We start from the raw sequence: 24192 nt of genomic DNA on the forward strand, positions 1-24192 counted from the left end.
ACGTACCGGATGTGCCCATGTCTTCACGCAAACCCCTCACCGCCGCGCTGGCGCTTGGCCTGACCCTCGCTGCCGGCGCCCATGCCGATGAAGGCATGTGGATGCCGACCCAGCTGCCGGACCTTGCCAAACCGCTGAAGGCGGCGGGCTTCAAGGGCAACCCGGGCGACCTGGCCAACGTCACCGCGCCGCCGTTGAGTGCGGTGGTGCGTGCGGGTGGTGGCACCGGCTCGTTCGTCTCCGACGACGGCCTGCTGCTCACCAACCACCATGTGGCCATGGGCGTGATCCAGTACAACACCTCGCCCGAGCACAACCTGATCAACGACGGCTTCATCGCCAAGGGCCGCAGCGATGAGCGCGCGGCCAACCCGGATTTCCGCGTGCTGGTCACGGTCGGGTTCGACAAGGTCACCGATGAAGTGCTGCGCGATGCGCGCGGCAAGACCGGACGTGCGTATTTCGATGCGGTCGACCGCGCCAGCAAGCAGCTGGTGGCCGAGTGCGAGAAAGAAGGCAACATCCGCTGCAGCGTGGCGGACATGTACTACGGCACCGATTTCTATCGCATCCGCCAGCTAGAGCTGAGCGATGTGCGCCTGGTCTACGCACCGCCGCGCGCGATCGGCAATTATGGCGACGAGATCGACAACTTCATGTGGCCGCGCCACACCGGTGATTTCACGCTGCTGCGTGCCTACGTCGGCAAGGACGGCAAGCCCGCGCCGTACAGCGTGGACAACGTGCCGTACCACCCGCCGGCGCACCTGAAGATGGCGATCGACGGCCCGAAGACCGGCGACTACGCGATGCTGGCCGGTTACCCCGGCATCACCTACCGTCATCGCACCGCCGCGGAATTCGCTGGCCAGATCGATGCCGTGCTGCCGCGTCGCGTGGCGGTGTTCCAGCAGATGATCGACACCATCGAAGCGGCCAGTGCGAAGGATGCGCAGGCACGCACTCGTTACGCCTCGCAGCTGCAGTCGCTGAAGAACAACCGCAAGCGTGCCGCCGGCGAGCTGGAAGGCCTGCTGCGCAGCGATGCCAAGGCGCAGCGTGCCGCCGATGAGGCGGCGATGCTGCAGGCCACCGACGCGAAATACCGGGGCGACATCCAGTCCCTGCTGACCTCGCTGTCCAGCGGCGCCTCGGTGGGCGAACGCGATCTGCTGCTCGATCTGCTCGCGTCGCAGAGCCAGCTGCTGCGCTCGGCACTGACCCTGGAGCGCCTGCGCATCGAATCGGCCAAGCCCGATGCCGAGCGTGACACGGGCTATCAGCAGCGTGATCTGGCGCTGATCGAAGGCGTGCTCAAGCAGGTCCAGCGCCGCTACGATCCGGCCATCGAGAAAGCCCTGTTGACCACGCTGCTGAACCGCTACCAGCAGCTGCCCGACGCGCAGCGCGTGCCCGAGTTCGACGCGGCCTTCGGCCGCACGCCGGCCGCGCTGGCCAAGACCCTGGATACGCTGTACGCCAACACGCACCTGGGCGACGAAGCCGAGCGCCTGTCGCGCTTTGCCGCGGCGAAAGAGGGCAAGGCGCTGGCGCGCGATCCGCTGATCGATCTGGCCGGCCCGCTGGTGGCCGCGCAGCTGCGCCTGGATGACGAGCGCAAGACCCGCGAAGGCGAGCAGCTGCGCCTGCGTCCGGCGTACATGCAGGCGCTGTTCGCCTGGCGCGCCAAGCAGGGCCGCGCGGTCTACCCGGATGCGAACCGTACCCTGCGCATCAGCTACGGCAAGGTCGAGGCGCTGTCGCCACGCGATGCGGTGCATTTCGACCCGGTGACCACCGTGGCCGGGATCGTGGAGAAGAACACCAACGCCTACCCGTTCGATGCGCCCAAGCCGCTGCTGGACGCGATCGCCAAGGGCGATTTCGGTTCCACCGCCGATCCGGTGCTGAAGACCCAGACGGTCAACTTCCTGACCAACCTGGACACCACCGGGGGCAACTCCGGCTCGCCGGTGCTCAACGCCAAGGGCGAGCTGATCGGCCTGAACTTCGACAGCAACTGGGAGTCGGTCAGCGCCAGCTGGTGGTTCGACCCGCGCTTCAAGCGCGCCGTGCACGTGGACATGCGCTACCTGCGCTGGCTGCTGGCCAAGGTCTACCCGGCGCCGGAGCTGCTCAAGGAAATGGGCGTTCCGGCGGAATGAGTGCCCTGGCCGGTCACGATCCACGTCGTGGCCGGCCGCTGCGTCTGCCACCTATGTCGCATTTGGCTCGCTTCGAGGTGGCCGCTAGACTGCAGGCCAGCGTAGGGAGGCGAGCGGTCACGTGACGGCAGATCAGCACAACCACAGCGGCCCACTGCTGCCGGTGGTGGACAGGGAACTGGATGGCTTGACCGTCTGGGTGGTCGAGGACGACCCCGAGTTGCTCGCGCTGATGCTCGATGACCTGTCCTGGCGCGGTGCCGCGGTGCGCGGCCTGGGCAGTGCCGAGGCGCTTTATCGCGCGCTGTTGCAGGACCGGTGCGACATCGTCGTGCTGGATGTCGGCCTGCCCGGCGAGGATGGCTATGCCGTGGCCGGCCATCTGCGCCAGGCCGCGGATATCGGCATCGTGATGCTGACCGGGCGTGGCAGTCCGCATGACATGGCGCATGGCCTGACCCAGGGCGCCGATGTGTACCTGGTGAAACCGCTGGATCTGGACGTGCTGGCCGCCGGGCTGCTCAGCCTGCGTCGTCGCCTGTCCGCTGGGCGCCCCGCCGTGGAGACTGTCACGGAGGTGCAGCGGGCCTGGCAGCTCTCTGCTGATGGATGGACGCTGCATTCGCCCGCCCAGCAGACGTTGGCATTGACCGCGATGGAGCGTGGCGCGCTCCAGCTGTTGTTCGAGGCGGTGGGTGAACCCGTCACGCGCGAGCGCCTGATCGAGCGTGTTACCGATGCCCCGTGGGATTTCGACCCGCACCGGCTCGATGTGCTGGTGCACCGCCTGCGCGCACGCGTACGCACCGCCACCGGCCTTGAACTGCCGATCCGTGCCCTGCGTGGGCAAGGCTACCTGCTGACCCCCTGATCCGGCCGGTGGGCCCGACGTGTGAGGAAGTGTGAGCCAGCGTGAGCGGGCGGCACTGACTTGCCGATGCGGCGACACCACAATGCGCCCCGCTTGAGCGTGCCGATGACGACAGTCACGCCCGCTCCAGTCGCATCACGTCACGGGAGCGCAGCGCCTGCCCGCGGTCATCACCGCACCTGGCCGCGTTCCCTCTGAAAGCAGCAGAGACCGGAACAGGGGAACAACGCATGTCCAGCCATAGCGATCGCGCAGCCATCTGCGCGGCGGTGACGCCGTTCGAGCGCGTGTACGCAGCCGCCCGCAAGGGCCGCTGGCGCGCCGCCCTCGCGATGCTGATGCTGGCCATGCCGTTGTCCGCACTGGCAGTGGATCTGCAGATCACCGACTTCTCCGATACCGGCTACGACCCGGTGCCGGCGGGCACGACCGTGATCTACAACGTCAAGGTCGAGAACGGTGCCAACGACACCGCGGCTGGCAGCGTCACGATCATCGACTTGCCGGTCGGTACGGCCTTGGGCAGCCCGGCACCGTCCGGTTGCAGCGCTTCGCCCGGCAGTGCCGGCACGACCCGCGTGGTGTGCACCAACCCCACGTTGATCGCCTCCGGCGCGCCGTACCAGTTCAAGCTGCCGGTCACCACGCTGCAGACCCAGCCGGCCACGATCAGCCTGCATGCCGCAATTGGATTCGCGGCGGCGTTGCCCCCGGCATCGACCCCGATCGTGGCGCTGCAGAGCAGTGATCCGTTCTTCGCCGGTGACACCAACACGGCCAACAATACGTCCAACCAGACGACCACGATCCAGGCAGCGGCCGATCTGGAGCTGAGCAAGTCCGCCACGCCCGATCCGGTCATCGGTGGCGGCGAGGTCACCTATACCCTTACCGTCAAGAACAACGGTCCCAGTGTCACCACCGGCTTCCGGGTGGTGGACACGCTGCCCCCCAACGTGACGCTGGTGGGCGTGCCGAGTGGCGCCGACTGGAGCTTCAGCGCGCAGAACGGCACCTACAACGGCACCCTGGCTGTGGGCGCAAGCGCGAGCTATCAGTTCCGCGGCAAAGTGAATGTGGGCACCGGCAACATCGTCAATGCAGCCGTGGTCAATGCCGGTTCGGTGCCCGATGCGGTGCCGGACAACAATTCAGCGCAGGTGACCACCGCCGTCACTGCCGGTGCGGACCTGGCGATGTCCAAGTCGGTCTCGCCGGCCCCGGCGGCGGCTGGCTCGGTCGTCACCTACACGTTGACCGCGCGCAACGACGGCCCCAGCGCCGCCACCGGCGTGGTGGTCACTGATGCGATGCCCGAGGGCTTCGTGATTACCGGCGGCAATGCCCCCGCGGGCTGGACCTGCACCAGCAATGCGGGCGCGACCACGCGCACCTGCAGCCTGGCCGGCAGCTTCGCGCCCGGCGCGCAGGCGATCATCACCATCACCGCACAGGTGCCTTCGACCGGCACCAACAGCAGCGGCGTGGTCAGCAACACCGCCCAGATCAGCGCGACCACACCGGACCCCGTGCCGGGCAACAATAGTGGCACCGTCGGGCTGACCATCATTCCCGATGGCGCCGATCTGCGCATGAGCAAATCCAAGGCGCCGTTGCTGGTGCCGGTGTGGAACGGCACGGGCGTACGCAGCGACAGCATGATGACCTCCACGCTGGGCGTGCGGAACGAGGGGCCGCGCGCGGTGACCGGCAACCTGCAGGTGGTCGATACGCTTTCCGCCGGCGAACAGTGGGTCGATGCCAGCGGGCAGCCCATCGGGCCGGGCACCTCGGCGGCCACCGGCCCGTGGAGCTGCAGCGTCGATCGCGCCTGGGCCGTCGGCCAGGCGCAGACGGTGACGTGCACCCTGACCAGTGGCTATCCAGTCGCCGTCAATGCCAGCGCGCCCGCACTGGCACTGCAGACGCTTGCGCGCACTGCGGGGGTGCTGCGCAATGACGCCTGCACCGGCGGCAGCGGCGGCTCGCTCGAGCCGACGACCGCTGGCGGCATCGATCGCGACCCCAACGATACCAACGACTGTGCCGGTGGTGAGAGCCGCGCTACCGACGACCGTGCCGACCTGTCGATCACCAAGCAGACCAATGGACCGGGCGACACCGACAACATCATCCGCAACAGCGATGACGCGGTGACCTACACCCTGCAGATCCACAATGCGGGCGAAGCCACCACTGGCGTGGTGGTGAACGACCCGATCCCGGGCTTCGTCACCGGCATGACCACGGTCACCGGCAACGCCAGTCCGGCAGGCTGGAACTGCCGTCTCAGTGGCAGTGCGTGGGTCTGTAATGCGGGCACCACCGTGCTGGGCCGCAACGAGACCGCCACCGTCCGCTTCACCGTGAACCGTGGCCTGTTCGACAGCCAGCGCCAGCCTTCCGGCAGTTGCGGTGGTCAGGCCATGCCGGCCGGTCGCTTCTGCAACACGGCCGGTGTGCGCATCGACCCGGCCATTTCCGGTGCACTCGGCGAGATCGACCAGAGCAACAACACTGCCTCGGACTGGGTCCAGATCGATCCGGTGGCCAATGTCGCCACCACGCTGAAGAGCATCACCTCCGGCACGCCCGGGCGTGCCGGCGTCAACACGACCTACCAGATCACCTACCAGAACAAGGGGCCGTCGACCGCACGTGGCGTGGTCTTCAGCGATGTGTTCACGCTGCCTGCCAACGATGCCGGCTTCGTGCTGGTCTCCGCGCTGCGTACCGGTTCAGATGCGGCAAGCAAGGTCTGCGCGGTCACCGCGCGCGATGCCTCCATCAGCTCCGCACCGGCGCCCGGGGGCACCTCCTGGTTCAACACCGGCAGCGCGCCCGCCACGCTGACCTTGACCTGTACGCCCAAGGAGATGGCCAACAACTCCACCGAAACCATGACGGTGGTGATCCGCCCGAACGTCAACAGTGGCAATACCGGACGCCAGTTCACCAACACCGGCAGCGTCCATTTCGACCTTGATGGCGATGGCACCGCAGATCCGTCCAGCGGCACCGATGCCAATGGTCTTACCTACGATTACAACAGCCGCACCGATGACGACAGCAAAGACGCCACGTTGAACTTCGACGCCGGGCGTGTGGACCTGATCGTCAACAAGATCGATCAGAACTTCGACGGTGCGGTCGACCCGCTGGGCTTCGACTCGCGCGCCGGGATGGAGACCAACAACTACATCTACTACCAGATCAGCGTGCGCAACGACGGCCCTTCCTTGGCCACGCAGACGATGATCGATGACAGGATCAGTCCGGCTGCGGGCGCGAGCATCAGCCTGGTGGGCAGCCGCACCGGTACCGCCACCACGCCGCAGGGTGCCTTGGAGCCGGTCGGTACCCGCTGTTCGATGGCTGCCGGCAGCACCAATCCGAGCACCGGCCCGCAGACCATTTCCTGCACCATGCCCAGCGTGGGCGTGATCACGACCGACGACGGGGTGATCGCCAGCGAACAGACCAGCTACCTGTACCTGGTCTACCAGTACATGACCGCGCCGCCGGCCACCGGCGAAACGCTGCGCAACTCGGTCACCGCGCGCTCGGCCGAGGCCGAGAGCGATACCAGCAACAACACCGCCACCCAGGAAACCAGCATCCGCACCCGCTCGGATCTGGAGATGAAGAAGTCCAGCGTGGTGATCACGCCCAGCGCCGACCCTGGCGTCGCGCTGCCTGCCGACGCCGGCACGGTCAGCCTGCATCAGCCGTTCTGGTTCGTGCTGGACGTGGTCAACCACGGTCCCGGGCACAGCCTCTCGCGCGACCGCACCGGGACCAGCCCGCTCAACGGCGAAGGCGTGGCCGTCACCGACACGTTGCCCGCAGGGCTCGAGGTGATCGGCGGCGCCGCTGCGATCACCTGGCAGAAGATCGGCACCACCGCCGATCCGGGCGTACAGACCACCGGCATGGGCAACTGTCTGCTGGCTGGCCGCACCGTCACCTGCCGCATGGGCGATCTGGCGCTGGACGGGCGCGTACGCGTGCTGATCCCGGCACGCTGGACCACACTGCCGGCCAATGGCAGCGGCATCAATACCGCCAAGGCCACCAGTGACCAGCTCGATCCCGAGCCGGGCAACAACGACGATACGACGACCCACACGGTGGTCCGTTCCTCGCTGACCGGCGTGGTGTTCCAGGACCGCGACCGCAGCGGCGCCAACGGCGGCACGCTGCAGAGTGGCGAGCCGCTGATCTCCGGCGTGACCGTGTACCTCAGCGGTGAAGATGCGTATGGCGCCGTGGTCGCACGGGAGGCCACCACCGATGCGCAGGGCGTGTATCGCTTCGAGAACCTTGCCCCGGCCGGTGCTGCCGGTTACACCCTTACCCAGGCCCAGCCTGCGGCCTACGTCAACGGCCCGGTCGCACCGCCCACCAGCGGCGCCGAAGCGCCGTCGGCCGGTGGCGTGTTCGCTGCCGTGACCCCGGCCAGCACCGCCGATTCGGTCTACACCGCGATCCTGCTGGGCGCCGGCGTGGATGCGGTGCGCTACAACTTCCCGGAAGTGCGTCGCCCGTCGCTGTCCGGCTTCGTCTATGTCGACAGCAACTACAGCAACGTACGCGACGCCGGCGATGCGCCGATCGCCAATGCCGCCATTGAACTGCTCGATGCCGCGGGAACGGTGGTTGCGACGCGCACCACCGGTAATGATGGCAGCTACAGCTTCATCGATCTGGATCCACTGCAAGCCTATACGCTGCGCGAAGTGCTGCCCGATGGCAGCTATCGCAATCGCCCCAGCGCGATCAATCCGGGTCTGGTCGGCGGCGTTGCGTGTGCGAGCTGCACGGCAGCTACCGGTGTGAGCGGCGATGCTGCCACTACCGACCGCATCGCCGGCATCGATCTGTCCAGCGGCGACGACGGCACCGCGTTCAATTTCGGCGAAGACGCGATCACGTCCATTTCCGGCCATGTCTATCTGGACCGCAACGGCAATGGCGACTTCGACGCCGGCGACGCCGGCGACGCCGGCGGCCGCGGCTCGCAGCCCAATGGTGGCCTGCTGGACGTCACCATCACGCTGACCGGCGCTGGCCCGGACGGCATCCATGGCACCGCCGACGATCTGCCGCCGGTGAGCGTGCAGACCGATGCACAGGGCCGCTACACCTTCGAAAATCTGGTCGTGGGGCAGAACTACCGCATCACTGAAACGCAGCCGCAGGGCTACGCCGATGCGGCCGAGAACCCGAGCAACCAGATCGACATCACCGCGCTGCCGTTGACCGGTTCCAACGGTAATGACTTCGGTGAGAAGCTCGGCTCGATTGCCGGCTCGGTCTACGAAGATTTCTCCAACCTGGCCGCCGGCAACAACAACGGCCTGCGCGACAGCGGCGAGAACCCGATCGCCAACGTGATCGTGACGCTCACCGGTACCGATGTGCTCGGCAATCCGGTCAACCTGACCGCGACCACCGACGCCGATGGCGCCTACCGCTTCAGCGATCTGCTGCCGGCCCAGGCGGGCACCGGCTACACACTGACGGAAACCCAGCCGGCCACGTACCTGGACGGCAAGCACACCGCCGGCAACGCCGCCACGCCGGGCAGCACCGCCGTGCCCAACGTGATCTCCGGCATCGCCATCAACGCCGGACAGGACGCTACCGGCTACCTGTTCGGTGAGCTGGCCAACGCCCCGATCAGCGGCACGGTCTACCTGGACCGCAACGATGACGGCGATAACAACGCCGGCGACGTCGGCATCCCAGGCGTGCAGGTGATCATCGTGGGTGCGGGCCCGGACGGTGTGTTCGGCACCACCGACGACACCACCGAAACGCTGGTGACCAATGCCGATGGCCATTACAGCTATCCCGGCGCCGTCGCCGGCCAGGATTACCGCATCACCGAGACCCAGCCGACCGGCTTGGCCGAGGGACGCGAAACCCCGGCCAACCTGATCACGATCACCAACCTGCCCGCGGCCGGTTCCACCGGCAATGACTTCGGCGAGCGCGCTGCTGCACTCTCCGGCACGGTCTACCTGGACCGCAACAACAACGGCATGCAGGACGCCGGCGAACCGGGCCTGCCCAACGTGCAGGTGCAGCTGCCGGGCGGCACCGTGGATGCGCTGGGCCAGCCGGTCGCGGCGATCGCGACCGACGCCGACGGGCGGTATCGCTTCGACGACCTGCTGGCGGGCACCTATACGGTGATCCAGCAGGCCGCGCAGCCGGTGTTCAACGGCGTCGCCACGATCAATGGCATTACGGCCGCCGGCACCATCGACGGCACTGCGGTCGGCACCGCCACCCCGGTGGCGAGCGTACCCAGTGCGATCAGCGCGGTGGTGCTGCCGGCGGGCAAGGCCTCGATCAGCAACAACTTCGGTGAAGTGCTCGCGGTGGCCGTGTCCGGCACCGTGTTCTTCGACGCCGACAACAACGGTGCGCAGAACGGCGCGGCCGAAGCCGGCATCGAAGGCGTGACCATCGAGTTGACCGGGACCGACGACACCGGCGCCAGCGTCATCCGCAGCGTGCAGACCGACGCCGATGGCCGTTTCGCCTTCGCCGATCTGCGCCCGGGCACGTACACCCTGACCGAACCGCAGCAGCCGACCGGCACCAGCAACGGCATCACCACCGCCGGCACCGTCGGCGGTGTCAGCAGTGGCACCGCTACGCCTGTGGCCACCGTGCCCAGCCGCATCGGCACGATCGATCTGACCACCCCGGGCAGCGCCTCGGTGGACAACCTGTTCGGCGAGATTCCGCTCAACAGCGGGATCAGCGGCAAGGTGTGGACCGACCGCAACAACGATGGCGTGGTCGACCCGGGTGAGACCGGTCTGGCCAACGTCACCATCACCCTGACCGGCACGGACCTGGTCGGCAATCCGATTACCCGCGACACCGTGACCGATGCCGACGGCAACTACAGCTTCAGCGATCTGCCCCCGGGCACGTACACCGTGACCGAGCCGGACCAGCCGACGGGCACCCGTGATGGCCGCACCGTGGCCGGCAGCACCGGTGGCACGGTGACGGCACCGGGCACCGCGCCGTCGACGATCGCCGGCCTGGTGCTGGGCGTGAACCAGCAGTCGGTGAACAACAACTTCGGTGAGATCCCGACCGGCAGCATCGCCGGCCGCGTGTACAACGACAGCAATGACAACGGGGTGGTCGACACGGGTGAGGGCGGCATCGCCAACGTCACCGTGGTGCTGACCGGCACCGACGACCTGGGCCAGGCTGTCTCGATCACGCTTACCACCGATGCCGAGGGCCGCTACCGGTTCGATGGGCTGCGCCCGGGCACCTACACCGTGACCGAGCCGACCCAGCCGCCGCAGACCCTCAACGGCATCACCAGTGCCGGCGCGGTGGACGGCATCGTCACCGGCGTGGCCACCGGCCGCGAGACCGTGCCCTCGGCGATCAGCCAGATCGTGCTGCCGCTGGGCGGCCATTCGCTGGACAACAACTTCGGTGAGATCGGGGATTCGCCGGACATGCTGGTCAGCAAATCCGCCGGCAGCACGCGCTTCACCGTCAACAACATCGCCACGTACACCATCCAGGTGCGCAATGGCGGGCAACAGCCGTCGCGCGGCGAGTACGTGGTGCAGGACCGCCTTCCGCAGGGGCTTACCCTGGCCGCCGCGCCAAGCGGGACCGGCTGGGTCTGCACCGGTGCCGTGGGTGACACCCGCTTCGACTGCCGCAGCCAGCAGGTCGTGGCTGCCGGTGCCACCTCGGTCGACACGATCAGCGTGCAGGCCCTGGTGGGCGCCGCGGCCGCAGAAGCGGGCACCGTCAACAACGCGGTACTGGTCGAAGGCGGTGGCGAGAATGAGTTCCGCACGCCGACGCCGGCCGAGCGCGGCGCGTTCGAGGGCGATGTGACCCAGCTGCCCGAGTGCGTGGACGCGATCCAGTTCAACGCCTGCCGTGTGCCCAATGCGGTGCAGCTGGCCGCGTCGGTCGGCGGAACCGTGTGGTACGACATCGGTGGCGACGATCAGCTGCTGGACAGCGGCGATCAGCGTCTGTCGTCGTGGATCGTGGAACTGGTTGATCCGGCCACTGGCCAGATCGTCAAGACCACCACGACCGGTGCCGACGGCAGCTACCGCTTTGGCGATGTGGTGCCGGGCGTCATCTGGAACATCCGCTTCCGCGACCCGGCCTCCAACATCCTGTGGCCCAACCCGGTCACCCGCGAGTCCGTGAGCGGCATCCAGCAGACCTGCGACGCCCAGGCGGCCATCGCTCGTGCCGGCGTAAGTGCCTGCCGGGTGACCGACGATGGCATCAGCCAGCTGGAAGTCGTGCTCAGCCCCGGCCAGCACCTGCCGCAGCAGAGCCTGCCGGTGGATCCGTCGGGTGTGGTCTACGACGCCACCACCCGCGACCCGGTGCCGGGCTCGATCGTGACCCTGAGCCCGGTCGGCATGTGTGCCGGCTACGACCCGCGTACCGCCGTGCTCAATGCCGGCAGCGGCGGCTACCGTTTGGAGGGCAGTGCGATCTCGATGACGGTGGGCAGCGAGGGCTTCTACCAGTTCGCCTTCAGCCCGGCCGCGCCGGCGCGCTGCGAATTCCAGCTCACCGTGACGCCCCCGGGCAGCTACCAGTTCGTATCGACGTTGATCCCGCCGCAGACTGGCGCGCTGTCGCCGGCCGGCAGCGCGGGCGCCAACCATGAGGTGCAGCCGAACCGGCTCGCACCGACCGGAGCGGTCGGCACGGCCACGCAGTACTACCTGACCCTGTTGGCCGGGTCGGACACCGCCGCGATCATCAACAACCACCTGCCGCTGGACACCGCGGTGGCGACCGGCCTGGCGATCAGCAAGAACGGTGACCGCCAGACCGCCGAGATCGGTGACACCGTGCAGTACACGATCACCATCCGCCAGACCGCGGGCAGCGCGCTGCGCACGGTCAACGTGATCGATCGCCTGCCGCGCGGTTTCACCTACATCGACGGCACCGCCCGTGCCGACGGCCGCGCCGTGACCGATCCGTCCGGCAAGCCGGGCCCGTTGCTGGGCTTCGATGTCGGCCCGATCAGCGTCGGTGGCCAGATCGTGCTGACCTACCGCGTGCGGGTTGGCGTGGGCGCGCAGCAGGGCGATGGCATCAACCGTGCGCAGGCCTTCGGCTGTGCCTTCAGTGGTGGCTGCATCGACACCGGCAGCATCACGCCGCTGCCGGGCGCATTGCCGTCCAACCGTGCCGAGTACCGCGTGCGCGTCACCGGTGGCGTGTTCACCGACCAGGCCTGCGTGCTGGGCAAGGTGTTCGTGGACTGCAACAACAACCATGTGCAGGACCTCGAAGAGCTCGGCATCCCCGGCGTGCGCCTGTACTTCTCCGACGGCACCTGGGTGATCAGCGACTCGGAAGGCAAGTACAGCTACTGCGGCCTGCCGCCGCAGAGCCACACGCTGAAGGTGGATGCCAGCACGTTGCCGCTCGGCGCGCGCCTGACCACCAGCAGCAACCGCAACCTGGGCGACGCCGACAGTCTGTTCCTGGATCTCAAGAACGGCGAGCTGCACCGCGCCGATTTCATTGAAGGCAGCTGTGCCAATCCGGTGCTGGAGCAGGTCAAGGCCCGCCGTACCCAGGGTGAGGTGCGTGCGCCGGAGACCGAGACCGGGCAGCCGCCGCTGCGTTTCGACAGCAAACCCGCGCGGGCGCCGCAACAGGCGACCGACTCGGCCAACCAGAGACCGATCGTGCAACCCAGAGCCCATCCGCCCGCTGCCGGCGCTTCGACGGAGGGCCAGCCATGAGCCGCGTCGCGACGTTGTCCCGCCTGCCGCGCCTGAGCCTGCTCGCCTGCGCCCTGGCTGCCGTGCCCGCCATGGCGCAGAGCGTCGGCAGCCCCGGCCGCTTCACGCCGGTGCTCGGCGATGCCAGCACTTTGTACCCGCGCAGCCCGGCCAGTACCGATCCTGCCCCGCGCGCGCTGGACAGCGCGGTGCCGGGCACGCTCGACCGGATCCTGGTCGAGCTGGACCGTGATGGCGTACCGGCCGACGGCCAGAGCGCCGTGCATGTGCGTGTGCAGCTGCTGGACGCCGCCGGTCGTGCGCTGGCCGGCACCACCTACGCCACGATCGAGACCAGCGGTGGCCGCATCCGCCTGCCCGGCTCGCGCACCGATGAACTGGGTCCGGGTGCGCTGGACGCCGACAAGGTCACCCCCGGCATCCAGCTGCAGGTGGTCGATGGCGTGGCCGAATTCGACCTGCTTGCCCCGCATGAGCCGCAGGATGTGGTGCTGCGCATCACTGCCGGCGCCGAGACGGCACAGGGCACGATCGGATTCCTGCCGGAGATGCGTGAGCTGCTGGCCACCGGTCTGATCGAAGGCGTGGTCAACTTCCGCCGGCGCAGCAACGCCGGCCTGATCTCGCCGGTGGAGCATCACGATGCCTTCGACCGCGACATCCGCCGCTGGGAGCGCCAGTTCAACAACGGCAAGGCCAATGCGGCCGCGCGCACCGCGTTCTTCGTCAAGGGTCGGATCAAGGGCGAGTACCTGCTGACCGCCGCCTACGATTCGGACAAAGACACCCGTGGCCGCCTGCTGCGCGACATCCAGCCGGAAGAGTTCTACCCGGTTTACGGCGATTCCTCACTGCGCGGCTTCGACGCGCGCTCGGCCGAGCGCCTTTACGTGCGCATCGACAACCAGCGCAGCTATCTGTTGTACGGCGATTTCCAGACCGGCGACACGCTGGCCACCGCAAGCGGTATTGGCGGCAGTGGCGCGATCCCGCAGCGCAGCCTGGGCACTTACAACCGCACCGCTACTGGCCTGGGCTGGCACTTCGAAAGCGAGCGCGTGCGCAGCAATGTGTTTGCGATGCAGGATTCGCTGCGCCAGGTGATCGAGGAGTTCCGCAGCCAGGGCAGCGGTCCCTACGCACTGCGCAACAACGCCGTGCTGGAGGGCAGCGAACGGGTGGAAGTGATCGTGCGCGATCGCAACCAGCCGACCCGCATCACCTCGGTGCGTTCGTTGGCACGGCTGGTCGACTACAGCTTCGAGCCGTTCTCCGGCCGGATCCTGCTCAATCAATTCCTGCCCGCGTTCGACAGCGATCTCAATCCGGTGTCGCTGCGCATCACCTATGAGCTGGACCAGGGCACCGAGAAGTTCTGGGTGGTCGGCGCCGATGCACAGGTCAAACTGACCGGGCAGCTCGAGGTCGGTGCGGCGGCGGTCGATGACCGCAACCCGTATGCCGAATTCAAGATGGGCAGCGCCAATGCGAGTTACCGGTTCGGTGCCAACACGTTGCTGGTGGCCGAGTTCGCGCGCACCCGCAGCGAGGTCAATACCAATTCGATCAACCAGATCACCTCGCAGGGCCTGAAGGACATCACCGGGGAAGTGGAGGGCGATGCGTGGCGGGTGGAGTTCGCGCACAGCGCCGACAAGCTCGACGCGCGCGTGTTCGCCGCGCGCACCGACCCAGCCTTCAACAACCCGGCCGCACCGCTGTACGGTGGCCGCGGCGAGTACAACGCGCGACTGGCTTACCGTGTCGGCCCGCGGCTGGAACTGTACGTGGAAGGCCTGCGCAGCGAGGACCGCAACCCCGATGGTGGCAAGCGCGATGCCGGCGGTGCCGGTGTACGCATCGGCGCTACCGAACGGCTGACCGTGGACCTGGGCGTACGCAGCATCCGCGAGACCATCGGCGTGACCTCGCCGTGGTCGTCGGGGGTGCCGTTCGGCAATCCCGGCGGTCTGACCGGTGGGTTCGCGACCGGTTCCGGTGGCGGCGCGCTGGGCTACGGCCAGCAGGCACTGGATCCGCTGACCGGCCTGATGGTCATCAACGGCAGCAGCAGCGGCAGTCCGATCACCAGCGAATTGCCGGTCGGCACCGAGCTGGAATCGGACAGTGCCCGGTTCGGGCTGGGCTACCGCCTGAGCGATCGCCTCAGCGCCGGCGCGGAAGTGGAGCACAGCGTCAGCGGCGAAGACCGCAAGCGCCTGGCGGCCGGCCTGGACTACCAGGTGTTCGAACGCAGCCGCGTGTATGGCCGCTATGAGAAGCAGACCGGCCTGACCAGCGCCTACGGCATCACCACCACCGACCGCGAAGCCGATGCGCTGGTGTTCGGTATCGACAGCAGCTACCTGCGCGATACCCAGACCTTCAGCGAGTACCGCCTGCGCGACTCGATCAGCGGCCGCGATGTGCAGGCCGCCTCGGGTATCCGCAACAACTGGGACATCCGCGAAGGCCTGCGCCTGGCCAGCTCGGCCGAGCACGTCAAGGTGATCGATGGCAGTACCGGCGACAGCACCGGCCTGGCGCTCGCCTTGGATTACAGCGCCAATCCGCTGTGGCGCGGGGCGATCCGTGCCGAGCACCGGATCTCCGAGGATGTGCCCGACACCGAGGTCAATGAGGCGTTCAACACTACGCTGCTGCAGTTCATGCTCGCCCGCAAGCTCAGCCGTGACTGGACGCTGCTGGCCCGCAACTATCTGCTCAGCACGCGCTACGATGCCCGCGGCGATGTGCTGCAGGATCGTTTCCAGCTCGGCGTGGCGTACCGCGATACCGACCGCAACCGGATCAACGCGCTGGCCCGCTACGAGTACAAGCTGGAGCGCGATGAAAGCGGCCTGACCCTGTCCGACGGCACTACCATCGATGGCAGCAGCCAGGACGTGCGCACCCGCGCGCATATCGTCTCGGCGCACGCCGACTGGCATCCGTCGCGACCGTGGTGGTTCACCGGCCGCGTGGCCGGCAAATGGCAGCAGGACCAGTTCGCCTATACCGACAGTGCACGGGTCAACAGCCGCTTCCGCGCGATGCTGTTCTCCGGCCGTGTGGTGTACGACATCACCGAGAACTGGGACATCGGCGTGCTTGGCTCCACCTTCCGTGGGCAGAGCGGTGCCAACCAGTATGCCTACGGCATGGAGGTCGGCCGGTTGCTGCGGCAGAACCTGTGGCTGTCGGCCGGCTACAACTGGAGCGGGTTCGCCGGCGATCGTGACCTGAACGGTTACGAGTACACCCAGCAGGGCGTGTTCCTGCGCCTGCGCTTCAAGTTCGATGAAGACCTTTTCCGGCCGGACCCCGTCCGCTACCGCGACCCGGCACGCTGAGGATGCCCTGATGACGACTCTTTTCCCGATTGACCGTATTGCTCCGTCGCTGCTTGCCGCGGCTCTTCTGGCTGCTGTGGCCGGGCACGCCGGCGCGCAGCAGGCGCAGTTGTTGCCGCAGCAGCAGCGCATCACCGATGAGGCGATCCATGCCGACCATGGCACCTATGAGGTCACCCAGGGCCGCATCCAGGCGCTCAATGACGGTGGGCGGCCGATCCGCGACTACCACCTGTCCAAGGCACAGTGCTGGCTGGACGTGTCCTTCCACGAGTACAGCCGCAATGATCGCAGTGCGTTCCCGCAGCAGGCGCTCACCGAATCGGAGAAGCTGATCATCGGCATGGAGCAGGGTTTCTCGCCGCTGCCCACCGATACGCCGCTGGTGAACAACGCCAAATACCTGCGCGATGACCTGTGGCAGCGCCTGCGGGTACTGCACGGTGCGCCGGGCTTCGTGTGCGCGCAGCAGCAGGTCGCCTGCGGTGAGGTCGAGCTGGTGCACGCCGGCAATGAGTTCAACCAGCAGCAGTGGCGCCATTCCAAGCCGTATATCCAGATCGCCGAGGAACTGGTCAATGACGCCGAGGCGTCGGCCCGCCAGTGCGACGTCGGCCCGGCCATCGCCCCGGCACCGGGCCCGCTGGTGGCCAATGTGCTGTTCGAGTTCGACCGTGACGCGTACCGCGACATCCGCACCTACTCACTGGAAAGCGTGGACCGCGCGCTGGCCAGCATTGCCGACGAGTCCCTGCAGCTGGAGGGCGTGACCCTTGTGGGTCATGCCGACCGCATGCAGGGCCGAGGCTTCGATGCCAACCAGGCGTTGTCCGAGCGGCGTGCCCGGACCGTGCGTGAGCTGCTCATCGGCCGGGGCGTCGATCCGGCCAGCATCCGCTACGAGTACAAAGGCGACACCCAGCAGGTACAGCAATGCGATGGCGTGCGCCCGCGTGCGGCGCTGCTGGAATGCCTGCTGCCCAACCGCCGGGTGGAAGTACGCTTCGACGTGACGCGCTGAACCCCAGCCGCGATCAGCGCGGCTGTCCGGTCCCTGTCTGCACATCCTGATCCACCGGGGTGCGCGCGGGCTCCGGCCGTGGCGGAAGCCAGGCCATCGGCCGGCTTCCCGCCAGTGACAACCAGCCGCTGGCCATCGCCTTGGCGGGGTCGTGGAGCAGGCTGTACAGATCGACATCGCGGCCGGCGTCCTCGCCCCACAACATGGCCCAGGCATTGTGTCCACTTCGGCGAGCGCTCTGCAGCGCCCGATCGGCGGCACGCAGGCTGTCGTCGAGCGCATCCGGCGCATCCGGCGCATGCGCGAACAGCGGCAACGGTGCCATGCCGATACTCGCCGTCAGGGTCAGATGCTGGGCCGGGCCGATGTCCACCACCAGGCGCTCGATCGCGGCACGCAGATGGCTCGCCAGCGCCTGCGCGGCTGGCGCAGCGGTATCGTGCCGGACGACCAGGAAGCTGGCGCCACCCCATCGGGCGATGCGGTCATGGCTGTCGCAGTGTCGGCGCAGGCACTGAGCCACGGCGCGCAACACGGCATCGCCGGCGGCCTCGCCGTGTCGCTCGTTGAGGGCTTTGAACGCGTCCACTTCCAGCAGCATCACCACGCTGCGCTGATCGGCCCCGCCCTTGGCCCGTTCCGCGGCAAGCAGCTGTTCGGCCTCCCGCCGGTTGATCAGGCCGGTCACCCGGTCGGTGCTGCTCAGCAGGGCGAGGTGATGCCGTTGCCGGCGCATGCGCAGCACGACGAACGTGGCGATGCCGGCCACCACCAACAATGCAATCAGCGCGCCATTGCGCAGCACCCGCACACGATCCAGGTCCTGCATCGCATGGATGTCGGCCGGGTGGATGCTGCGCTCGGCGGTGGCCTGCAGCTTGGCGAGCTGATTGAGCGTCTCCCCTTTGCTGCGAGCCCGATCGATATCACGGGCCTGGCGCGCGTACTGCAGGGCCTGCTCGCGGTTGCCCAGCAAGGTATGGATATCGCCCAGCAGGTCCAGCCCGCCACGGACTTCATCGCTGAAATGGCCGCGCTCAGCCTGCTCCTGAGCCTGTTCCGCCAAGGGGCGCGCCGCCTCCGCACCGGCCTGATCAAGGGTGAGCCGGGCGAGCCGCTGCAGGGTGACAACCTGGCCCTGCGGGTCCTGCGCCGCCTGCCAGGCCAAGGCCCGGCGCAGCCCCGCTTCGGCGGCCGGCAGCTGTCCGCGCAGGCGTTGGATCTCGGCGCGGTGACTGACGATGCGGTGCAGGAACAGGTCCTGGCCGCCCACCCGCGTGCCGATTGCCTCGGCCCGGCTGAAGGCCGTATTGGCCTCTTCAAGCCGCTGCATCTGCAGCAGGGCATACCCGAAGTTGTAGTACAGGACCAGATCACCGGGATTGGGCGGCCGACGCATATGCTCGCTCAGCGCGGTGGCTTTCTGCAGGTACGTCAGAGCGCCCTGCGCATCGCCCATCGCGTCGCCGCGGATCATGGCGATCTGCATCAAGGCACCGATCTGGCCCTGGATGTCGCGTTGGCGGACCGCTTCTTCCAGGAAGCGATTGGTCAATTCCAGCGCCTGGCCATGGTCGCCGCGCCACAACAGCAGGTGTGCGGCGATGGAATGAGCGCGCAGTTGGTCCTCGGCCGTTGCATCAGGGCGCGCGGCAGCGGCCAGCAGGCGGTCGGGCAATTCAACGGTCTGGTCGAGATGACCCTGGGAGCGCAGCGCCGCACCCAGGCATCCCAAGGCACCGATTTCGATCGAGGTGGGCAGCACGGGCCCGGCGAGCAATGAACGCGCCATCTGCAGCGACGTGCGCGGCGCGCTCGTCAGCAAGCCGTGGCACTGTTGCACCTGCGCGGTCAGTGGAACGCTGTCCATCGGGTGCTGCGCCAGCGCGCACGGCGCGGCCAGCCAGGAAAGACAGACAAGCGCGGACAGCCCGCGACGGACAAAGGACAACGTAGGCATGAGGGCAGCGACTTCCCGATCGAATGCGGACGGACGGCAATGCGGCACGTTCCTCGTGACACCGGAGCAGCGACGCTGCCGGATCACGCGCCGCTAATATACCCTCCTTGCTGCCGGACGCTGTCGCTCCGGCCTGGAGCCTGCCGCGCATGCCCATACCACCACCCACCCGGAACGGCTCCATTGCCGCTGCTGCGCCGCAGTCGCTGGGTCGCCGTACTGATGCCATGCTCCGTGGCCTGCTGCACATGGTGGGCCTGTTCCATCTGTTGATGGCGGTCTCGATCGCGCTGCGCATGGGGATGGCGCTGGATCTGGTGGTGCCGCTCGTTGGTGGGCTGCACGCACTGCTGTGCCTGCTCTGCCTGCTGCTGCAGCGTGCAGGGCGTCCGCTTCGCGCGGCCATCCTCTTTGTTGTTGGCCAGATGCTGCTGCTCACCGTGGCCTATGCGTACTGGGGGCTGGCGGCACAGCTTCGGCTGCAGCTGGTGCTGCTGCTGCCGGTGATGCTGGTGGCGGCCGTACTGGGCAGGCGCCCGCTGTGGTGGGTCACCAGTGGGGTATGCGTGCTGATCGTGGTCGGGGCGTGGGTCGACGCGTCCAGCCTGATGTTCCGCCCCGATCGGCTCCTGCTCGCGGTGAATGACCTGGCGATATGCATGTTCGCCACCCTGATGGCTGCGTGGTTGCTGCATCACAGCGTCACCGGCCTGCGTGAGAGCCTGCAGGTGGCGCGGGAGCATAGCCGCGATCTGGCCCGCAAGCGCGATGAGCTGCAGCTGGAGATCCAGGAGAAGGAGCGCTCGCGTGATCAGCTGGTGCACGCGATGAAGATGGAGAACGTCGGTCGGCTCGCCAGCGGCATCGCGCATGACTTCAACCATCTGTTGGCCTTGATCCAGAGCTATATCGCCAAAGCCCGGCGCAGCCAGGCAGGTGACCTCCAGGTGGCACTGCAGGGGGCCGACGCCGCGGTGCGGCGTGCGACGGCCGTCAGCCGGCGCTTGCTGGATTTCAGTCGGCTGGAGCACAGCCGGCCGCAGCTGCTGGATGTCGCAGCGACGATCACGGCCATGGCACCCACTCTGCAGCAGGTGTTCGACGCGCGGGTGCAGTGCGAGGTCGACAGCGGTCAGGTGCAGTGTCTGATCCATTTCGATCCGGCCCAGCTGGAGTCGATCCTGCTCAGCCTGGCGGTGAATGCCCACCAGGCCATGCCGGACGGGGGCCAGTTCAGCCTGGCGGTCGTGCAGCCCTCGCGTATTGATGAGGTAGTCATCCAGGTCAGCGACAGCGGCCACGGCATGAGCGAGGAGGTGCGGGCCCGCTGCCTGGAGCCGTTCTTCACCACCAAGCCGGTCGGGCAGGGGACGGGACTCGGGTTGGCCGTCACCGCCAGCCTGGTCGAGGCGGCCGGAGGACACATCCAGGTGGAGAGCGGCAAGGACCGGGGTACCCGGGTCAGCATTCGTCTGCCGACCCGGCCGCTGGCGGCGGTGCCGGCCTGAACCGGGCCGTGGGCGGGGCCGCCCAGCCGCTACACTGCGGGCTGCTCTCGCGGAAACAACCCTGTGGTTTCTAGCTGGATCCTGCTGCTGGTCTCGGTGGCCTACGCCGCACTGCTGTTCGGGGTGGCGTGGTGGGGCGACCGTCGCCCGATGTACCCCGACCGCCCGTGGCTGCGCCCGGTGGTCTACAGCCTGGCGCTGGCGGTGTACTGCTCGTCGTGGACGTTCTACGGCGCCGTCGGCACGGCGGTGCGCAACGGCGTGGGCTACCTGCCGATCTACCTGGGGCCGTTGCTGCTGTGGGTGTTCGGCTGGCGCATCATCGAGCGCCTGGCGCTGATCGCACGCAGCCAGAACGTGGTGTCCATCGCCGATTTCATCTCCTCGCGCTTCGGCCGCTCGCGGCGGCTCGCCGCGCTGGTGGCGGTGATCGCGCTGATCGGCATCGTGCCGTACCTGGCCCTGCAGTACAAAGCCGTGGCGATGAGCCTGCAGGTGCTGACCGGCAACGTCGGGCCCACCGGCTTCTTCACCGATCCGGCGCTGTACGTGGCGCTGTTGATGGCCTTGTTCGCCACGTTGTTCGGCACCCGCCAGGTGGATGCCACCGAGCACCACCACGGCATGATGCTGGCGATCGCGCTGGAGTCGATGATCAAGCTGATCGCGATGGTCGCGCTGGGGCTGTTCGCCTACCTGTGGCTCAACGACCGCACCGATGCGGTGATCGAATCGGCGCACACGCTGTTCAGCGGCCTGCCGCCCGTCGGCTTCATCTCGCAGACCCTGCTGAGCTTCCTGGCCATCATCTGCCTGCCGCGCCAGTTCCATGTGGCGGTGGTCGAGTGCGGCGACGTGCGTGACATCCGCCGTGCGCGCTGGATGTTCGGGGCCTACCTGGTGATCATCTCGGCGATGGTGATTCCCATCGCCACGGCGGGCGTGACCCTGTTCGGCACCGGTGGCAGCGTGGCCGACGACAGCATGGTGCTGGCCCTGCCGCTGGCCGAGGGCCGCAAGTTCCTGGCACTGGTCGCCTATGTCGGCGGCTTCTCGGCGGCAACCGGCATGGTCATCGTGGCCTCGATCGCGTTGGCGACCATGGTCAGCAATGACCTGGTGATGCCGGTGCTGCTGCGCCGCAACGATCACCACGAGGACGCAGCAAACGTCGCCTCACGCGTGCTGTGGATCCGGCGCACGGCGATCCTGCTGCTGGCCCTGGTGGCGTACAGCTACTACCGCGGCAGCAGCAATGACAGCACGCTGGCCTCGTACGGATTGATGGCGTTCGCGGCGGTGGCCCAGTTCGCGCCCGGGTTGATCGGTGGACTTTACTGGCGCGGTGCCAGCCGCCGGGGCGTCGAGGCCGGCATGCTGCTGGGCTTCGGCACGTGGGTCTATACCCTGCTGCTGCCTGCGCTGACCCATGCCGGCTGGATGGATGCGAGCTGGCTGGTGCAGGGCCCGTTCGGTATCGACTGGCTGCAGCCGCAGCACCTGTTCGGAATGAGTGGCTGGGACCCGCTGACCCACGGCACGTTCTGGTCGCTGCTGGTCAACGTGGCCGCCATGGTGCTGGTCTCGGTGCGCTGGCGTCCCGGCGTGGACGAGCGGCTGGGTGCGGCACCCTTCCTGGATCCGTATGCACAGCGGCCGTCGGTCGCCGGTGCGTGGCCGGGCCATGTGCATGTGGGCGACCTGCTGGCGCTGGCCGCGCGCGTGGTGGGTGACCGCCATGCACGGCGCTCGTTCTTTGAGCAGGCGCAATCGCTGGGGCGCGAGCTGCAGGCGTCGGCCCCGGCCGACCGTGCCTGGGTGCAGTTCACCGAACGCCTGCTGGCTGCCTCGATCGGTGCGGCGTCCGCGCGTCTGCTGCTGACCAGCCTGCTGCGCGGCTCGGGCATGGATCTGGGCGAAGTCGTGGCGGTGCTCGATGAAGCCGGCCAGGAACTGCGCTTCAACCGCGAGATCCTGTCGACCACGCTGGAGAACATCAGCGCGGGCGTCAGCGTGGTCGATCCGGACATGCGCCTGACCGCCTGGAACCGCCGCTACCAGCAGATGTTCGGCTATCCCGACGGCATGCTCTACGTGGGTCGCCCGGTGGCCGATCTGATCCGCTACAACGCCGAGCGCGGCGAGCTGGGCGAGGGCGAGATCGAGGTGCAGATCAACCGCCGCATCGGCTACATGCGCGCCGGCTCACCGCACATCTTCGAGCGCACCCGCAGCGACGGCAAAGTGATCGAGATGCGCGGGCAGGCGCTGCCCGGCGGCGGTTACGTCACCAGCTACAACGACATCACCGACTACAAGCACGCCGAGCGCGCGCTGCTGGAAGCCAACGAAACGCTGGAGCAGCGCGTGGCCGAACGTTCGCACGAGGCGGAGATGGCGCAGCAGTCCAAGACGCGTTTCCTGGCGGCGATCAGCCATGACGTGCTGCAGCCGCTCAATGCCGCCCGCCTGTTCGCTTCGGCGCTGCGTGAGAGCCACCACAACAACGAAGAGCAGCGGCATCTGGCCGAGCGCGTGGATGCGTCACTGCGCGCCGCTGAAGAGCTGCTGGATGGCCTGCTGGACGTCTCCCGGCTGGATGCCGGCGGGCTGCACCCGGTGATCGGCGATTTCGACGTCAGCCTGTTGATGCGCGAACTGGCGGCGCAGTACTCGCCCGTCGCCGCCGGACGTGGCCTGCGCCTGGACCTGTTCGCACGGCCGGCGTGGGTGCGCAGCGATCGCCGCCTGTTGCGTCGCGTGCTGCAGAACTTCCTGGCCAATGCACTGCGCTATACGCGCCAGGGCCGCATCGTGCTGGCGGTGCGGCATCGCGGGCCGGAGGTGGAACTGCAGGTATGGGATACCGGCCCGGGCATTCCCGAACACCACATGCAGCAGATCTTCGATGAGTTCCATCGCTACCAGCAGCCCTTCGACTGGGGCGAGCAGGGGCTGGGGCTGGGGCTGTCGATCTGCCAGCGCATCTCGCGTCTGCTCGATCATCGCCTCAACGCGCGCAGCCGCGTGGGCAGCGGCAGCATGTTCTCGATCCTGCTGCCGCTGGTGGCCGCACCGGCGCTGCCCAGCATGACAGCGCTGCCAGCACCCAGCCCGGTCACCCGCACCGATTCGCTGGCGGGCATGCGCGTGCTGTGCGTGGACAACGACCAGGAGATCCTGGATGGCATGCGCGCTTTGCTCGGCCGTTGGCAGGTGCAGGTGATCACCGCGAGCACGGTCGACCAGGCGCTGGAAAAAGTCGTGGAGCGGCCGGATGTGATGCTGGTGGACTACCACCTGCACGACCGCCTGGATGGACTGGATACGCTGGTGGCCCTGGGCCAGAAGGCCGGGCGCGCGATCCCCGGTGCGCTGCTTACCGCCGATGGCCGCGATGAGCTGAAGCGGATGGCGCGCGACCGCGGTTACCGGTTGCTGACCAAGCCGATCAAGCCGGCCTCGTTACGCGCCTTCCTGGCGGCGTTCCACGATACCCGCGGCGATCTCTAGCCGCGGG

General features: G+C 67.9%; 8 protein-coding genes. 7 read left to right on the forward strand and 1 reads right to left on the reverse strand.

The window, feature by feature from the left end; translation table 11 throughout:
• Positions 1 to 17: 17 nt before the first annotated feature.
• The 5 genes from K4043_RS05910 to K4043_RS05930 all read left to right on the forward strand — a co-directional run bounded on the left by K4043_RS05910 (position 18) and on the right by K4043_RS05930 (position 17204).
• Positions 18 to 2165 (forward strand): S46 family peptidase, encoded by a 2148-nt coding sequence (locus tag K4043_RS05910; protein ID WP_265308572.1) that lies wholly within the window; start codon positions 18 to 20, stop codon positions 2163 to 2165.
• A 121-nt stretch (positions 2166 to 2286) separates the two neighbouring features.
• Complete coding sequence (locus K4043_RS05915; protein ID WP_265308573.1) at positions 2287 to 3036, forward strand: response regulator transcription factor; 750 nt, start codon at positions 2287 to 2289, stop codon at positions 3034 to 3036.
• 230 nt (positions 3037 to 3266) lie between these two features.
• On the forward strand, positions 3267 to 12830 hold the full coding sequence (locus tag K4043_RS05920) for an SdrD B-like domain-containing protein (RefSeq protein ID WP_265308574.1): 9564 nt from the start codon (positions 3267 to 3269) through the stop codon (positions 12828 to 12830).
• Positions 12827 to 16183: a hypothetical protein gene (locus K4043_RS05925; protein WP_265308575.1), complete on the forward strand. Its 3357-nt coding sequence runs from the start codon at positions 12827 to 12829 to the stop codon at positions 16181 to 16183. Before K4043_RS05920 ends, K4043_RS05925 begins: the two co-directional genes overlap by 4 nt.
• A 10-nt stretch (positions 16184 to 16193) precedes the next feature.
• Complete coding sequence (locus K4043_RS05930) at positions 16194 to 17204, forward strand: OmpA family protein (protein WP_265308576.1); 1011 nt, start codon at positions 16194 to 16196, stop codon at positions 17202 to 17204.
• 13 nt (positions 17205 to 17217) lie between these two features.
• Here the strand turns inward: K4043_RS05930 and K4043_RS05935 are convergent, their stop codons facing one another.
• Complete coding sequence (locus K4043_RS05935; protein WP_265308577.1) at positions 17218 to 19164, reverse strand: diguanylate cyclase; 1947 nt, start codon at positions 19162 to 19164, stop codon at positions 17218 to 17220.
• Positions 19165 to 19313: 149 nt separating this feature from the next.
• Here K4043_RS05935 and K4043_RS05940 point away from each other — a divergent pair, with 149 nt between their 5' ends.
• Together K4043_RS05940 and K4043_RS05945 are read left to right on the forward strand one after the other, a co-directional pair.
• Positions 19314 to 20672: an ATP-binding protein gene (locus K4043_RS05940; protein WP_265308579.1), complete on the forward strand. Its 1359-nt coding sequence runs from the start codon at positions 19314 to 19316 to the stop codon at positions 20670 to 20672.
• A gap of 63 nt (positions 20673 to 20735) precedes the next feature.
• On the forward strand, positions 20736 to 24185 hold the full coding sequence (locus K4043_RS05945) for a PAS domain-containing hybrid sensor histidine kinase/response regulator (protein ID WP_123729785.1): 3450 nt from the start codon (positions 20736 to 20738) through the stop codon (positions 24183 to 24185).
• Positions 24186 to 24192 lie beyond the last annotated feature (7 nt).

Source organism: Stenotrophomonas sp. SRS1, assembly GCF_026130205.1.
GTDB lineage: Bacteria > Pseudomonadota > Gammaproteobacteria > Xanthomonadales > Xanthomonadaceae > Stenotrophomonas > Stenotrophomonas rhizophila_B.

Coding starts and splice junctions, on each gene's coding strand:
- K4043_RS05935 (WP_265308577.1), bottom strand. CDS start 19,164: ATGCCTACGTTGTCCTTTGTCCGTCGCGGGCTGTCCGCGCTTGTCTGT.
- K4043_RS05940 (WP_265308579.1), top strand. CDS start 19,314: ATGCCCATACCACCACCCACCCGGAACGGCTCCATTGCCGCTGCTGCG.
- K4043_RS05920 (WP_265308574.1), top strand. CDS start 3,267: ATGTCCAGCCATAGCGATCGCGCAGCCATCTGCGCGGCGGTGACGCCG.
- K4043_RS05910 (WP_265308572.1), top strand. CDS start 18: ATGTCTTCACGCAAACCCCTCACCGCCGCGCTGGCGCTTGGCCTGACC.
- K4043_RS05925 (WP_265308575.1), top strand. CDS start 12,827: ATGAGCCGCGTCGCGACGTTGTCCCGCCTGCCGCGCCTGAGCCTGCTC.
- K4043_RS05930 (WP_265308576.1), top strand. CDS start 16,194: ATGACGACTCTTTTCCCGATTGACCGTATTGCTCCGTCGCTGCTTGCC.